The sequence below is a fragment of the Nitrospirillum pindoramense genome (assembly GCF_007827955.1).
In the GTDB taxonomy this organism is placed as follows: Bacteria; Pseudomonadota; Alphaproteobacteria; order Azospirillales; family Azospirillaceae; genus Nitrospirillum; species Nitrospirillum amazonense_B.
Map to the genome: position 1 here is coordinate 309,698 of NZ_VITR01000007.1, position 14,370 is coordinate 324,067.

Genomic DNA, 14,370 nt, shown 5'->3' on the forward strand with positions numbered 1-14,370 from the left:
CTTCAGCGGCCGGTATAAAGGCGGATGAGGGCGGAGACGTTCTCCCCGCCATGGCCGGCCTCCCGCGCGCGCTCCAGGACCGCGAGGGTCGCGTCCGCCACGGGGGTGTCGGCCTTCAGCCCGTCCGCCGCCTGGGTGCCATAGCGGAAGTCCTTGGTCATCAGGTCGATGGGGAAGCGCACGGCGAAGTCGCCGGCCTGCATCAGGCGGGCGTAGGTGGCCGCGGCGGGGCTGGCCACCGGCAGGGTGGTCAGGACGTCCAGGGCGGCGGCGGCGTCGAAGCCGGCCTTGCCCAGGAAGCCCAGCATCTCCGCCCAGGCGGCCAGCTGGATGCCCAGCAGGCCGTTGACCGCCAGCTTCATCACCGCCCCCCGGCCGACCGGACCGACATGGTGGATGGCCGCCGCCAGGGGCGCCAGCGCCGGCCGCGCCGTCTCAAAGGTCGCAACCTCACCGCCGGCCAGGACGATCAGCTTGCCGTCCTGCGCCTGGGGCAGGGTGCCCACCACCGGCGCCTCCAGGAAGCCCGCCCCGGTGGCCGTGACCGCCGCCGCCAGCTGGGCGGCCCAGGCGGGGGAAAGGGTGCTGCACTCGATGGCGACGGCCTCCGGGTCCAGGCCCGCCAGGGCGCCGGTCTTGTCGTCCAGCCACACGGCCCGGGAGGCCGTGTCATCGGCCACCATGGCGATGACGAAATCCGCCCCGGCGGCCGCCGCGCGCGGGCTGGGGGCGGCGGCGGCGCCCAGCGCCGTCAGGTCGGCCGTGGCGGCGGGGGAGCGGTTCCACACCGTGACGGCGTGCCCCGCCTTGACCAGGTTCGCGGCCATGCGGGCGCCCATGGCGCCCAGGCCCAGGAAGGCGACCTTGCTCATGCTGTGATGCTCCTTGAAGGGGGCTTACCAGGGGATCGTGGCGCCCTGGTAATCCAGGTACTGCAGGCCGGGCTTGCCGGCCTGGGCCGTCACCACGTCGACCACGCGGGGAATGCTTTCCGACACATCCAGGCTGGCGGCCGGCCCGCCCATGTCGGTGCGGACCCAGCCGGGGGCGATGACCAGCAGGGTGCGGCCATGGGCCGGCTGCCGCGCCGCGTAGGAACGCATGAGGGTGTTCAGCGCCGCCTTGCTGGCCCGGTACACCTCCCACCCGCCGCTGAGGTTTTTGGCCACGCTGCCCAGGATGGAGGACATGACGGCGATGGTGCCCTTGGGCGTCACCAGGTCGCCCAGCACCTCGACACAGCGCATGGGCGACAGGGCGTTGGTGACCTGCACCCGCACGAATTCCTCGGTCGACACCTGGCCGATGGTTTCGCTGGGGTCATTGGTGACGCCGGCGTTGACGAACAGCACGTCGACACGGGTACCCGCCAGGCGCTGACGCAGGCTGGATATCTGGTCGGCATGGACGATGTCGACCAGCTCCACCGTCAGGCGGCCCTGGGCCTCGCCGGCCAATTCATGCAGGGGGCCGGGCTCGGTGCCGGGACGGACGGTGCCGATGACTTGCCAGCCCCGCGACAGGTATTCCTGGGCCAGGGCCAAGCCCAAGCCACGGGAGGCGCCGACGATGAAGGCGGTGGGGGAAGCGGACATAGGGGGAGACCCTTTCTGCTAGGGGCACCGGCCGCCCCGGTTGGCGCCGGAGGTCGGGCCAGAGGGACGGCAGATGCCTGATATGGGGCGGCCCCGGCAAAAGTCAGGGGCCGATGATCGACAACAGGGCCACGCCCGGCCTTGACCTTATTTTACCCGGATATTATATCGAGACCCAATATCACCCGGGTAAAATAGGATCGCACCATGCAAGCCCAGGACAGGAAGGCGGCCATCGCCGACTACAAGAAGCGGGAGGATGAGCCCGGCATCTACGCGCTGCGCTGTGCCGCCCTGCCGGACACCGTGTGGGTGGGGCCCACGCCGACCCTGGACACCATCCAGAACCGGCTGTGGTTCAGTCTGCGCCACGGCGGCCACACCCACCGGGGCCTGCAAGCCGCCTGGACCGCCCACGGCGCCGACGCGTTCACCTTCGAGGTGCTGGAACGGCTGGAGCCGGAGGAAAGCCCCTACCTCGCCCGCGCCCAACTGAAGGACCGCGCCGCCCATTGGCGGGCGGCGCTGAAGGCGGAGGCGATTTAACTCACCCCAGCCGCTTCGGGATATCCAGTCCCCGCTGCACCGCCGGCCGCGCCAGGCCGCGTTCCAGCCAGGCGGGAACGTGGGTGAGGCTGCCGTAGTCGACCAGCTCACCCGCGCCGTAGAAGCCCACCAGATTGCGCACCCAGCCCAGGCAGGCGATGTCGGCGATGGTGTACTCTTCGCCCATGATCCAGGGGCGGTCGGCCAAACGGCCCTCCAGCACGCCCAGCAGGCGCTTGGATTCATCGGCGTAGCGCTTCAGGGGGCGCTTGTCCTCATAGTCCTTGCCGGCGAATTTGTGGAAGAAGCCCACCTGGCCGAACATCGGGCCGATGGCGGCCATCTGGAAGAACACCCATTGCAGGGTCTCGTAGCGGGCGGTCGCGCCGGCGGGCAGGAACTTGCCCGTCTTTTCCGCCAGATAGACCAGGATGGCGCCGGACTCGAACAGGGCGATGGGCGTGCCCTCCGGCCCGTTGGGGTCGATGATGGCCGGGATCTTGCCGTTGGGGTTCAGCGACAGGAATTCCGGCGTCCAGCTCTCGTTCTGCATGATGTTGACGAGATGCGGCTCATACGGAAGCCCGGTTTCCTCCAGCATGATGGAAACCTTCACCCCGTTGGGCGTCGGCAGCCCATAGAGCTGGATGCGGTCGGGATGCTGGGCCGGCCAGCGGCGGGTGATGGGGAAGGCGGACAGGTCGGTCATCGGGCTTCTCATCAGTCGGCGGGAGGAACGGCATTGAACTGCCAATCCACTGCCGCTTCAACGACCGTGGTCACAACCTAAAAGAAAAGGGTGGCCTTGCCTGACCGCCCTTTTCCATGAACTTCTACCAGCGGCACGAGAGGGCGCCTCGTGCCGCTGTAGCCCGCGACCGCAGGCGCCGGAGATTTCTGGGGAGCCGAAGGCGAACTGGAAATCGAGGAGAAGCCAAGCCAGCGGATTCTGGCGCCCGGCGCCTGAGGGGCGGCAGCTGATCGGTCACGATCAACTGCCGCACGTATTGGATACGGGCCGCTTACTGGGCCTGCACAACCTCCACCACCTTGGCGTCGGGCTCGCTCCAGCCCTTGGCGCCGGTGTGGCCCAGGCTGTGGCTGGCCTCGGTCCAGGTAAGCTCGGTGACCTTGCCGCCGCCCTGCTCATAGGCGTAGGTGAAGCCGTCGTCCTGGAACAGAGTGAAGCGGCCGTCGGCCCCCGGATAGACCTTCACCTTCGCGATGGTCTGCGTCTGGTGCGTGTTCTCGATGGGGGAGCCCAGGGGCAGGATGGACCCCGCCTTCACGAACACCGGGATGCGGTCGATGGGAGCCGCCACCGTCACCGTCTGGCCGCCGGTGTAGCGCTTGTCCGTCCAGAAGTCGTACCAGTCGGCCCCGGCAGGCAGGTACACCTGCTTGGTCGTCGCCCCCTGCTCCGTCACCGGGGCCACCAGCAGGGCGGGGCCGAACATGTACTCGTCCCGCATGTCGGTCACGGCCGGGTCGTTGGGGAAGTCCAGCGGCAGGGCCCGCAGGAAGGGCGCGCCCGTCTTATAGGTCTTGTAGCCCAGGGAATAGATGTACGGGATCAGCTGGTAGCGCAGCTTCACGTACTTTTCCAAAATGGCCTGGGCGTCGGGCCCATAGGACCAGATCTCGTTGGCCGGGCGGCTGCCGTGGGTGCGCAGCACCGGCAGGAAGGTCGCATACTGGAACCAGCGGGTGTACAGCTCGGGATAATCGTCATAGCCGCCGACCACGCCGCGCGCCGGCGTCGGGTCCAGCAGCGGCGCCTTGGCGGGCTTATGCTCCTCCGGCAGGTACTGCCAGCCGCCGGTGTCGTTGCTCCAGTAGGTGATGCCAGACGCGGCGAAGTCCAGGCCGGTGGGCACCTGGCGCTTGAAGGCGTCCCAGGTGGGGGTGATGTCGGACGACCAGACGATGGCGCCGTTGCGCTGCACGCCCAGATAGGCGTCGCGCGACAGGATGACGGTGCGCTTGTCCTTGAAGTCGCGGCGGAAGCCGTCATACAGCGCGCTGGTGTGGAACAGCGGGTAGACGTTGAAGTACTTCGTGCCCGGCCCGATGTGGTAGTAGCTGCCGTTGGGCGGCAAATCCGGCTCCGTCTCATCCGACCACAGGCTGTCGAAGCCCTGGCTCAGGATGTTGTCGCGGATGGTGTTCCAGTACCACTTGGCGGCGTCGGGGTTGGTGGTGTCGATGTCCGACCCAGCCTTGTCATAGGGCAGGCCGGTGGTGGGCGTGCCGTCCGCCTGGCTCAGGAACCAGCCGTTCTTCTTCAGCAGGTCGTAATAACGGCCGTCGGACGTGAAGCGCGGCCACACGCTGATCATGGTCTCGAAGCCCATGTCGTGCAGCTGCTTGTTCATCGCCTTCGGGTTGGGCCACAGCTCCGGCACGAAATCGAACTGGCCCATGATGGTGTAGTAGAACCAGTCGACCACCAGCACGTCGGCCGGAATGTGCCGCTCACGATAGCCCTTGGCCACGTCCAGCACTTCCTGCTGCGAACGGTAGCGCTGCTTGGACTGGATGTAGCCGTAGGCCGACTTGGGCAGCATGGGAGTGACGCCCGTCAGCTGGCGGTAGCCCGCGTAGATCTCATCCGGCGTCTTGCCCGCGATGACGAAGAAGGAGACGCGGTCGCCGACCTCGGACGTCCAGCGGGTGACCTCGTTGAAGCCCGGCTCGATCGTCGTCTTCGACGGGTTGTCCCACAGCAGGCCGTAGCCGTAGTTGGTGATCATGAAGGGCACGCAGGTGCTCTGCCCACCCGGCGCGTTGTAGTCGTTCCAGCAGCGCACGACATGGCCGCGATGGTCCAGGAAGCCCTCCTGGTTCTGGCCCAGGCCGTAGTAATGCTCATCCGCCGGTGCGGCGAAGACGCCGTTCACGGTATAGAATTGGTCGTCCGTGGGCCGGCGGTCGTGCAGCAGCTGGCTGTTGCCGTCCTTGAAATTGGGGATGCCCATGGACCAGCCGGTGAAGTCCAGGATGGTCTTGCCCGACGCGTCCTTGAAGGTGATGTGGGCGCCATTGGTGGTGCCACCGAAATAGCGGCTGATGTCCACGGCGGTCTGCTGCGGCGGCACGGCGTGCGGCGGCGGGTGCCAGCCGACGATGGTGGCCGACATCTGGCCGGACTTCAGCACGGTGTCGCCGCGCTCATCCTTGCCTTGCGTCCAGCCGGCGGTGTTGACGCCGGGGATGACGCCGTAGCCGGGCCCGGCCAGCGCCGCGTCCTTTTTCAGGCTGAGGGTGACGCGGATGATGTTGGGGCCATAGGGCTCCAGCACCAAGGTCTGTTCCTGGGTCTTGCTGGACTGATCCACCACCACCGGGGCGGCCACGCCGCTGTCGGCCGCCCAGGCGGACGCGGTGGAGGCGGAGGCCGCCAGGGCCACGGCCGCGACACTCAGGCGGCTGGCAAGGGCCAGGCCGCGCCAGGATGGGCGCATGGATTTCGGTGTGGCGCCCCGCATGGGCTGCCCGCGCGTCTTCATGGTCCGTATTCCCCCTGGAGGTTATTATTAAGGCAGGTGTTATAAATCATATGATAGCGCTAACATCTGTCAGGCGCGGGCTCCGGTCAACCCGAAATGTCCCGTTGGGGTGGAAGGCTCATCGTTCCGGCAGGGCAACGGTCCGTGCCGTCCGCGCTCCCTATCGCCCCATCGCACCACGGCTTAAAGTGAGGCCGACGATGGCGCGGGCACACCGCGCCCCCTTTGATATTGCCCGGCAAGGGTGGCCCGATGAGCACGCTTAAGACCCTGAAACGCCTGCACGCCGCCTATCGCGACGACATCGCGGACCTGACGACGCGCCGCCCCTTGCCGGGCCCCGACCTGCCACAGCTCAGCCCCTTCCTGTTCCTGAACCACCACGGCCCCCAGGTCTACCCGCCCAACAACAGCGGCCTGCCCTTCGGCCCCCACCCCCACCGGGGCTTTGAGACGGTGACCTTCATCCTGGAGGGGGAGCTGACGCACGCCGACAGCGCCGGCCATGAAAGCGTTATCAAGGCCGGCGGCGTGCAGTGGATGACGGCCGGGCGCGGCGTGGTGCATTCGGAACTGTCACCGGCGGACTTCCGCCGCCGGGGCGGGCCGCTGGAGATATTGCAGTTGTGGGTGAATCTGCCCGCCCGGCTGAAGTTCGCCGAGCCGGGCTACACCGGCCTGCAGCGCGACGCCATCCCCGCCCTGCCCACGCCGGATGGGCGCGGCACCGTCAACCTGATTTCCGGCAGCTGGGGCGGTGCTGCCGGCCCCATCACCTCCCTGACCGGCGTGTTCATGAGCACGGTGACCTTAAGCGCCGGCGGCTCCGCGCGCTTTGACGGCGCCGCCGGCCGCACCGTTTTCCTCTACGTCGTGCGCGGCGCCCTTTCCGTGGGCGGCGGCACCGCCCCCGCCCACAGGCTGGTGGAATTGAGCCTGGAGGGCGACGCGGTGGAGATCACCGCGCAACAGGACGCCGTGCTGCTGTTCGGCCATGGCGAGCCCATCGCCGAACCGGTGGTGGCCTATGGCCCCTTCGTCATGAACACCCGTGAGGAAATCATCGCCGCCATCCGCGATTACCAGGCGGGATTGTTTGAATAACTCCCTCAAACGCCGGGCGCGGCCATCCGGCCGCTTGCCTAGTCCTCGATTCCCAGTCCGCCTTCGGCGCCCCGGAAATCTCCGGCGGCCCCGGTCGGGGCCTACACCGGCATGAGTCAAAATCTCATGCCGGTGGTGTCAGGTCAGGTACTGGCCGGTGGGGATTGGTGAAAATCGCCTCCACCGGCAGGCCAAACAGCGCGGCGATGCGATAGGCCAGGTCCAGCGACGGGTCGTGCTTCTCCGTCTCCAGGGCATTGACCGCCTGGCGGGACACGCCCAGCCGCTCCCCCAGGTCGTTCTGCGTCCAGCCCCGTTCCGCCCGTAGGACTTTCAGGGTGTTCCGCATCAGCGCGTCGTCCGAATAAAGGGAGAGACCAAGCAAAAGGCGACCCAGAACACGGCATAGACCATGAAGCCCGGCACATGCGGCATATTCAGGAACACTTCGAGGAAGCCCCAGGTCGAGGCGACGATGAAGGACAGCGCGGCGGCGACGATGAAACGCTTGGCCGTCAGCGCCCGCATGAACTCGTCCACCCGACCCATGAAACGCAGGGTCAGCCAGAGCTGGACGGCGATGCTGGCGGGCGGCACCAGGACCGCCAGAACCAGCAGCGGCCCTTGGATATTGAGGCCGGACCAGTTGATCACGGCGATGGACAGGCAATAGACGAACATGGAGGCGGCGCTGCCGATGCGATACTGCCGGCAGGCGGCATCCGACGAATTGACGGTGGGGAAGCCCGTGGCGATGTCTGCGCTCATGTCATGGTCTCCTGACATTTTGTCAGGTAAACATGACTCCATTTTCGTGTCAGGTCAACCTGACTTTTGTTAGATTCCGCGAGGCACCGCCGCTGTCACCGAGTCGCGGCGGCGCGGCCGGCCCGGCGCAGCCTATCCACGCCTTTTGAACAGGGGGCCAGGTAAGAAAGCCTTAAGGAAAGGCCCCTAGTATCCGCATGCCAGTCGCACAACAGGCTCAGGCTTTACTTTCGTACAGCCGTGCTAGACTAAATTTTGCGCCTGGTTTTCGCTCTTGAACCGTTGCGCCAAACGAACGCGCAGAACCGATGCCGCCCCGGCGGTCACCCAAGCCAGACCGATTGCAGGTCCCAGGATTCCACCCGCGATGATCCGCCCCGCCCAACGCCTGCCCCGTGAGCGCCGCCTCGGCCGCCTGCGCGCGCTGTTGGCCGGCGCCTTGCTGGCGCTGACGGCGGCCCTGCCGCACGCGGCCATGGCGGGCGAGGGCGGTGGCGGCCAAAAGTCGGAAGACCCGGAGGTGATGCGCAAGATCAAGATGAGCCCCATGCTGCTGCCGGGCCGGGACCGTTTTTCCTACGTCCGTCTGCAAGTGATGTTGGTCGTGCGCATGAGCAAGCATCTGAACGAGGACGTGGACCTGGTCACCAACCTCAAGCCCCGCATCAACGGGGAGCTGACCGAGGCCCTGACCGTCGACCATGTGGCCCGCAACCGCCTGAATACCGCCGACATCCAGGCCCTGAAGGGCCGCATCATGCAGGTGGCCAACGAGGCCGTGGGCAAGCCCCTGGTGGATGAGGTTCTGATCGTCAGCCTGCTGGTGGGCTGAGCCGATCCCGGCACCCGTGCCTTGCGCGCCCCGGGGCTGTGCAAGTCGCCCAAACCTGCTATAAACCGCCCCGGCGTCTCCGTAGCTCAGCAGGATAGAGCACAGGATTCCTAATCCTGGGGCCGTGGGTTCGAATCCCGCCGGGGACACCATTAATCCCAGCCTCCCGCAGAACTCCTAAGTTATTGACCAGCTTGAATCTCCCGCGCTAGACCGCTGGGACTTTCGCTGGGATTCTGCTGGGATTTTCTGGGTACATGACCAAAGCCGCAGACAAGTATCTGACCCGGGACAAGCGGGGTTGGTGGCGCTATGAGCGTCCGATTCCCCGCGAGCTACGCACGGCATTTGGTGGCCAGCGTTTATGGCGCCGCAGCCTGGGCACCGATAGCCGTACAGAAGCTTTCAGACTCAAGCGGCAGTTGGACGCCGATACGGATACGCTATTTGATCAGGCGCGAAACGCGCTGGCGATGCAGACAGCGTTGCAGACTGAGGGGCCGCTGATCCGCAAAACCTTAGGCGAGATGTTGCCGGGGTTTGACGTTACCAGCGACCTAGTGAACACGCTGGAAGGCTTGAAGACCCTCAAGGCGGACTTGGAGAAGGCACAAAAAGCCGCCCGCCTGGCGGTGGCCGTGACTGACGGCGACCTTGCCGAGGAAACGCTACAGCTACCCGAGGATGACCCTGCTGTCGCGTCGGAGCGGCGCAATGGTCTGGCCAGGATTGAGGCACCGCTAGGCTATGTGAAAACCGTTATAGCCCGCCTGGACCCCAGCGAAGCGCCCCAAAGCACCGTCAGCGGCTTGCTGGCGCTGGTGGAGGCATGGGCTGCTGAGACGCGCCCGGTGCAGAAAACGGCCAATGAAACCCGAGGCTATGCCCAGCGCATGCTAGACATCTGCTGGGCAGGTGTGGACCGCGAGCCGGGGCGGGTGACGCGCGAGGACGTGGCCAAGTTTCGCACCGAACTGTTCAAGGTGCCTTCGCGCATGCCCCGCCACCTGAGGACCGCGCCAGTCACCCAAGCTATCGCCTGGGCCGACCAGGAAGCCGCAGCGGGCCGCACGATGCCCAGGCTCAGCCCGGCGTCGGTCCAAAAGCACCTGGGGCTGATCGGCAGCATCTTCAGCTACGCGGTGAAGGCCGGGACCCTCGACCAGGACCCCACGACGGGCGTAGGCGTGCCCAAGAGCGCCGTCACACGCGCCAAGATAGACCGGGAGCCGTTCGAGCGGGACGAACTGCGGCGCATTCGGGCTGCCCTAATTCCCCTGAGGGACGGCGACACGCGGGACCGTTGGCGCTACTGGCTAACCTGGCTGGCCCTGCTGACGGGGGCGCGGGGGTCTGAGATTGGCCAGTTGACGGCAGCCGACGTGCGCCAAGAGGACGGCGTATGGTTTCTGGACATGAGGCCCGACGCGGACACCAAGCGGACCCTGAAGACCGCAGAAAGCAAGCGCCGTGTCCCGGTGCCGAAGCGTGCACTGGACGAGGGATTTATAGCTTGGGTGACCAGCAGACAGACAGCGCCTGGGTTGTTCTCTGACAACGCGGACAGGCTGAATGGCTTTCACCCTGTCGGCATGTGGTTTGGGCGCTTGCTGACCGAACTTGAAATGGAGACTCGTGGCAAGGTGTTTCACAGCTTCAGACACGGCATGAAGGATGAGATGCGCGCCGTAGGGTTGGACGAAGAACTTAGAGACGGCCTGGTGGGGCACGCGCCCAGCAGCGTGGGGCGTTCGTATGGCCGGGGATTCACCCTGCAGGCCATGAGGGACGCCATAGATAAGTGTTGGACTTGGCTTTACCCCTAAACAATGAGGGATTTTATGAGGACGACTGAACAGGCACTTGTAATTGCCTTGGAATGCCTGAAAGAGTTCATGTACGGTGACGGACTATCCGAAGCAAACCAACTGCGTGCCTTGGATTTATTCATGGAGTTCCTACCCCATGAATACGCTGCTGAAGATGTGTCGGAATGGCGAACCACCGGGCCTTACTGGCCTGGGACTGAGCCTGCCGTTGGCTCCGAATTAAGGTAACCGCCTTGCGCACAGGCATATCCCTGAACACGCATTTATAGATATCCTGATAATCCCATCTTAGCAGGCGGGAAACCAATAGGCATTCATCGACACCCGTGAGCTTGGCGAAAGTGCCCCACTTAGTGGGAGGCAGCTTGCTCCGTCCATTTTCCCAATTCGATACGCCGCACCCGCTAGTATAGCCCAAGGCTTCTCCCAGTTCACGGGTCGTTAAGTCGGCATTCTCACGGCAAAATGCGAGGTAGCGACCACTGGTCATCTTTTGACGCCTGATGCTGCTTTCCTTGATTATCGTCATCTTGAATGCAATCCACTACAGCTTAGCCATAGACTACATATCTTAGAGTGGGAAAATTCGGACGCAAGCTAGGGGCAAACGATTCCCAGCAGGATGCTCGCCATGGCCATAAACGCCTTGCCGCGAGCGGCCTGACGAGAATGCGCTAATCCCCGTTCCAATCAGCAGGCCAAACCGACACGTCCAAATTTCCCGCCTATTGAGGAAAAGCCTTCGCGGCCTCCGTCACCGTCAAACTGCCGTCCGCCTGGACGATCCGGTCATGAACCTCAACCTTGGGCAGGGCCGCCGCCAGTTCGGCTTTCTGGCGATCCACGGTTGCCTGAAGGACCGTCAAGGCCCTTAGTGCCAACTGTTCCGGGGTTTCCTCGGGCGCCGCGACCATGTACCCACCGGTCTTGCGGATCGCGGGGAGGACTTCGCCGGTGACCCACTTCTTGAACCGGCGGGCGGCGGGCTTGCGGCTGGTCAGCACCAGGCTGTACAGGCCACTTTCGTTGATGATGGTCATTTCCTGGGCGCCACCGGGGGTGCGGATACTATCCGTACCCCTTTCGTCGTCGTCTAGGCGCCGCACTGCGTCGTCTGTTCGGCCAATTTCAAGAACCTTGGCGATGTCGGCGGCAACAAACCAGGGCTCCCCGGCGCGCTTGATCACGCGAACCGGGTTATCCTCAAAAGAGAAGGGTATCAGGTCAGACATTACTTACCTAGAGCAGATTTTATAAGTGGAAGGTTGACTAAATGGGGTGTCCCCAATAAAATAATTTCATTTAAATCCGGGGGGTAAAAATGTCGGCCGAAGGTTGGATTTTTTTGGGTGTTTGGGTACTTATTATAGTAATAGGTCTTTATAATAAAAAAAATGGGTACTCGTCCGGTCGAATCGATATGGACGACAGCACAAATCCTTTGTCTCTATCAATAAGAAATACTCGTCGGCATTAATTTATTGCGTCTAGAAATTGGTTGAAAACGCCACTGAATCTAATCGGTGGCGTTTTCTTTCTCCTACTCCTGGATAGTGCCCCGTTCAGCTTAGAAGGGCACCTCAGGTCACGCCGCGAACACGCCCTCGGTCCACTCGACGTTCACCACGCTGCGGGCCACGACTGGCCAGGCGCCCATATAGGCCCGGCGGTGGGCTTCCCCGGTGTCCCGGTGGGCGGACATGGCGCCGTTGCTGTAGATGTTGAGGTAGACTTTGCGGCGGCCCTTCGCGGCCTCAGGCACATTCACCAAGTCGTCCGGGCTGTCGCATTCCTGGCCCACGAAGTCCGTGCCCTCGCGGGTCCACTGGTCCACGCGCTTGGTGCCGTCGCGCTCCGTGACGATCCCCGCCAAGGGGTATTCGCCGGACACGTCGCGGCATACGAGTTCCACGGCGCGACCGTCACGGGTCTGCACGGGCTTGCTAGGATCAAACATTCAGGCTTTCCTTTTAGGTTTCTTGGGGTTGGTCACCCGGTCCCTGCTGAGCAATGTTCTTGGGTCGAGGGTTTGCCAAACAAAGGGTGGCCAGGGAAACGCCGGGCCACCCAACAGCCCTATTCACCTCAGGGTGACCCGCAGGACAGCCACCTGTCGCCGCTGTAGGCGCAGGGGCAGGGGTGATGTCGGACGGGATATCCCTGCGGTACAGGCCGCTTGCTATTCTTGAGGGGCTATCTAGGTAGCTCTACAGGTTTGCAGTTGGTTCCCTGGCACTAGGGGGAAGCATCGTGTTGGACACGGCCCACACCGCTGAAGACGCGGAGTTAGACCAGGCCCTCAGGGAGGGCATTCATGAAGTGGTCAGGGATGCCACGGGGCATCCTGCCGACCGCATGAGTTTCCCCGTGGGCCGCGTGCCAGCGGGGCAGACGCTGGAACAGTTCTGGCACGTCGATTTCCCCTACGCCCATTGGGTGGGCGGGGGGCTGGATTACAGCCATTTCGAGGTGAGGGCGTTGATGACGGACATGCTTTCCGTCCGGCGGCTAAGCCCGGCCCTGCTGCAAGCCCTGCTGACACGGATCAAGGATCGCCTGACGGCTGCCTTTGGTCCGCAGCAGGGCGGCATGATGGCGGCGGTGCTGATAGCGCGGTGTCAGCAGGCGGTAACACAGCCCGAAGACTTCCCCGGATTGCTTAGCGATGACGAGTTGATCGCGGTCTATCGCTTGGACAGCGGACTAGCAAAGGATTTTGGGGCGTTTGGCGGTGGCGCACAGACGGTAAATAGAGCAATAGACTTCAGAAAGAAGGTAGCAGCTAGGGCTTGGCTGCCTCGGTGGATACGCCGACTAGCTGCCTTGGCAGAAGTTGGAAAGCGTGCGAAGCCGTCAGTTCTCGGATGGTCACTAACCTGGGCTCAAACGATGATGGGCGTGGGTTACGCCCACTTTAGTGGCCGCGCCAGCGCCTGCAAAGACGAGCTAAACCGCCGAAATCTTCCGATTCCGCAATGAGCACCCAGATGAAACTTAAGTCACCGTTGGTAAGCACAAAAGTAACTATTGCGCTATTTTTGGTGGCTATCACCTGTCTGGCGCTGTCTATCCACAATTCGGATAGGCTTTCGCGTGATTCCCGTAATATATATATATTACTGATGTTCGTGGGAATGATTTGCTCGCAAATTCCAGACAAATGGCGCAGCCTTGGAACGCTTCTTTGGACGCTGGTTTGTGTCGCTATGCTGGTACTAACCTACGTTGGATGAGAGCGAGGCGCCTGTCGGGCGACCTTCAGGGACAGCCTGTAGGCGCCTCGGCAACGGCGTAGTGGGCCATGTGGGGAACGCGGATGGTTCCCCGCCCGCCGCACACAGGGCACCCCACTACGCCACTCAACCCCGCACCCAATCAAGGGCCGGATCATATGGCTTGGGGTCTTCCTTCAGGGCTTCCGCCGCGACATGCAACGGCACCACTTTGATTTCCGGGAGCGGACAGGGCGGGTTGCCCCCGTAAGCCCACAGCATGGCGTCGGCCTTCGCCAGGGCCACCAGACGGGCACCGAAGAACTCCACCTTTTCCGCATCATAGAGGTAGGTGTTGCCGGGCTTGCCGTTGCCCAGGCGGGCCGCCGCAGAATGCCAGATGGCCTTGAAGGGGCTTAGCTCCCTTCAAGAACCCTTGGCAAGGGCACCCGGCCCACAGGACCACATGACGATTCCCCCACACGTTCAGCGAGTTCTAGGGAACGGCGCAGGGCATTGGCAGCGGTGTGCAGGTGCCCCATGAGCTTGTCAGTGCGCGGCACCCATTGAAACTGAGTATGCACGTCACCCCGCGTCTGCGCGGTGCCGAGGTTGTCGGTATAAACGATAATGGGACGCTGACCGGCATAGCGTCTGTTGGTCCGCCTGAGTGCGGCCTTTATTCCCCACCATTCCACCGCCGAGGTTGATGGGCCACCCCCAACCCGCGTTCCATAGATCAGTCGTGGCTTGGCCGTGCCATCGACAACCAGCGCAACGTAAGCCGCCCGCGAGTTGTCGCTAGAACTGTCGATGATGATCTTGACCGGTGGCGTCAGAGTGGGGATGCCGTCGCTCCGGCGCTCATTGACCATCTAGCTATCCGTTTTGTGCCTCAGACGTTAAGGCCGTTGCGGGGGTGGTGTGGGCCATCTGGAATGGTGGACGGAGGGACACCCAAAAGTCCAGTTTTCT

16 protein-coding genes and 1 tRNA gene are annotated in these 14,370 nt (G+C 63.9%); 6 read left to right on the forward strand and 11 right to left on the reverse strand.

The window, feature by feature from the left end:
- Window positions 1-2: 2 nt before the first annotated feature.
- Both FBZ90_RS14215 and FBZ90_RS14220 read right to left on the reverse strand, forming a co-directional pair.
- Window positions 3-872: an NAD(P)-dependent oxidoreductase gene (locus FBZ90_RS14215; protein ID WP_145733072.1), complete on the reverse strand. Its 870-nt coding sequence runs from the start codon at window positions 870-872 to the stop codon at window positions 3-5.
- A 24-nt stretch (window positions 873-896) separates the two neighbouring features.
- A complete protein-coding gene (locus FBZ90_RS14220) occupies window positions 897-1,595 on the reverse strand; it encodes an SDR family NAD(P)-dependent oxidoreductase (RefSeq protein ID WP_145733074.1) in 699 nt (232 codons plus the stop codon).
- 207 nt (window positions 1,596-1,802) lie between these two features.
- On the opposite strand from FBZ90_RS14220, the gene FBZ90_RS14225 reads away from it, so the two are divergent.
- A complete protein-coding gene (locus FBZ90_RS14225) occupies window positions 1,803-2,141 on the forward strand; it encodes a GIY-YIG nuclease family protein (protein WP_145733076.1) in 339 nt (112 codons plus the stop codon).
- A gap of 1 nt (window position 2,142) precedes the next feature.
- Here FBZ90_RS14225 and FBZ90_RS14230 read toward each other — a convergent pair whose 3' ends face one another.
- Window positions 2,143-2,850, reverse strand: a complete 708-nt coding sequence (locus tag FBZ90_RS14230) for a glutathione S-transferase N-terminal domain-containing protein (RefSeq protein WP_145733078.1) — start codon at window positions 2,848-2,850, stop codon at window positions 2,143-2,145.
- Window positions 2,851-3,163: 313 nt separating this feature from the next.
- Window positions 3,164-5,650, reverse strand: coding sequence for a glycoside hydrolase family 31 protein (locus tag FBZ90_RS14235; RefSeq protein WP_145733080.1), 2,487 nt, complete (start codon window positions 5,648-5,650; stop codon window positions 3,164-3,166).
- A 252-nt stretch (window positions 5,651-5,902) separates the two neighbouring features.
- Between FBZ90_RS14235 and FBZ90_RS14240 the strand changes: the two genes are divergently transcribed.
- On the forward strand, window positions 5,903-6,754 hold the full coding sequence (locus FBZ90_RS14240; protein WP_145733082.1) for a pirin family protein: 852 nt from the start codon (window positions 5,903-5,905) through the stop codon (window positions 6,752-6,754).
- Between the two features lie 124 nt (window positions 6,755-6,878).
- On the opposite strand, the gene FBZ90_RS14245 is transcribed toward FBZ90_RS14240, so the two are convergent.
- A complete protein-coding gene (locus tag FBZ90_RS14245) occupies window positions 6,879-7,103 on the reverse strand; it encodes a helix-turn-helix transcriptional regulator (protein WP_145733084.1) in 225 nt (74 codons plus the stop codon).
- On the reverse strand, window positions 7,103-7,522 hold the full coding sequence (locus tag FBZ90_RS14250; RefSeq protein WP_145733087.1) for a hypothetical protein: 420 nt from the start codon (window positions 7,520-7,522) through the stop codon (window positions 7,103-7,105). The genes FBZ90_RS14245 and FBZ90_RS14250 overlap by 1 nt, the downstream gene beginning before the upstream one ends.
- A gap of 367 nt (window positions 7,523-7,889) precedes the next feature.
- On the opposite strand from FBZ90_RS14250, the gene FBZ90_RS14255 reads away from it, so the two are divergent.
- From FBZ90_RS14255 to FBZ90_RS14265, 3 genes are all read left to right on the forward strand, one after another.
- Window positions 7,890-8,354, forward strand: a complete 465-nt coding sequence (locus FBZ90_RS14255; RefSeq protein WP_145733089.1) for a hypothetical protein — start codon at window positions 7,890-7,892, stop codon at window positions 8,352-8,354.
- Between the two features lie 75 nt (window positions 8,355-8,429).
- A tRNA-Arg gene (locus FBZ90_RS14260) sits at window positions 8,430-8,506 on the forward strand.
- A gap of 105 nt (window positions 8,507-8,611) precedes the next feature.
- Complete coding sequence (locus FBZ90_RS14265) at window positions 8,612-10,180, forward strand: site-specific integrase (RefSeq protein WP_145733091.1); 1,569 nt, start codon at window positions 8,612-8,614, stop codon at window positions 10,178-10,180.
- Between the two features lie 121 nt (window positions 10,181-10,301).
- Here FBZ90_RS14265 and FBZ90_RS14270 read toward each other — a convergent pair whose 3' ends face one another.
- The 3 genes from FBZ90_RS14270 to FBZ90_RS14280 form a co-directional block, all read right to left on the reverse strand.
- Window positions 10,302-10,712, reverse strand: a complete 411-nt coding sequence (locus FBZ90_RS14270) for a helix-turn-helix domain-containing protein (protein WP_145733093.1) — start codon at window positions 10,710-10,712, stop codon at window positions 10,302-10,304.
- A gap of 196 nt (window positions 10,713-10,908) precedes the next feature.
- Window positions 10,909-11,415 carry a BRO family protein gene (locus tag FBZ90_RS14275; RefSeq protein WP_145733095.1) on the reverse strand — a complete coding sequence of 169 codons (507 nt, stop codon included), beginning with the start codon at window positions 11,413-11,415 and terminating at the stop codon, window positions 10,909-10,911.
- 353 nt (window positions 11,416-11,768) lie between these two features.
- Window positions 11,769-12,140, reverse strand: coding sequence for a hypothetical protein (locus tag FBZ90_RS14280; protein ID WP_145733097.1), 372 nt, complete (start codon window positions 12,138-12,140; stop codon window positions 11,769-11,771).
- Window positions 12,141-12,433: 293 nt separating this feature from the next.
- On the opposite strand from FBZ90_RS14280, the gene FBZ90_RS14285 reads away from it, so the two are divergent.
- Window positions 12,434-13,162 (forward strand): hypothetical protein, encoded by a 729-nt coding sequence (locus tag FBZ90_RS14285; protein ID WP_145733099.1) that lies wholly within the window; start codon window positions 12,434-12,436, stop codon window positions 13,160-13,162.
- A gap of 380 nt (window positions 13,163-13,542) precedes the next feature.
- Here FBZ90_RS14285 and FBZ90_RS14290 read toward each other — a convergent pair whose 3' ends face one another.
- Both FBZ90_RS14290 and FBZ90_RS14295 read right to left on the reverse strand, forming a co-directional pair.
- Window positions 13,543-13,725, reverse strand: coding sequence for a hypothetical protein (locus FBZ90_RS14290; RefSeq protein WP_145733101.1), 183 nt, complete (start codon window positions 13,723-13,725; stop codon window positions 13,543-13,545).
- Between the two features lie 86 nt (window positions 13,726-13,811).
- On the reverse strand, window positions 13,812-14,270 hold the full coding sequence (locus FBZ90_RS14295) for a hypothetical protein (protein WP_145733103.1): 459 nt from the start codon (window positions 14,268-14,270) through the stop codon (window positions 13,812-13,814).
- Window positions 14,271-14,370 lie beyond the last annotated feature (100 nt).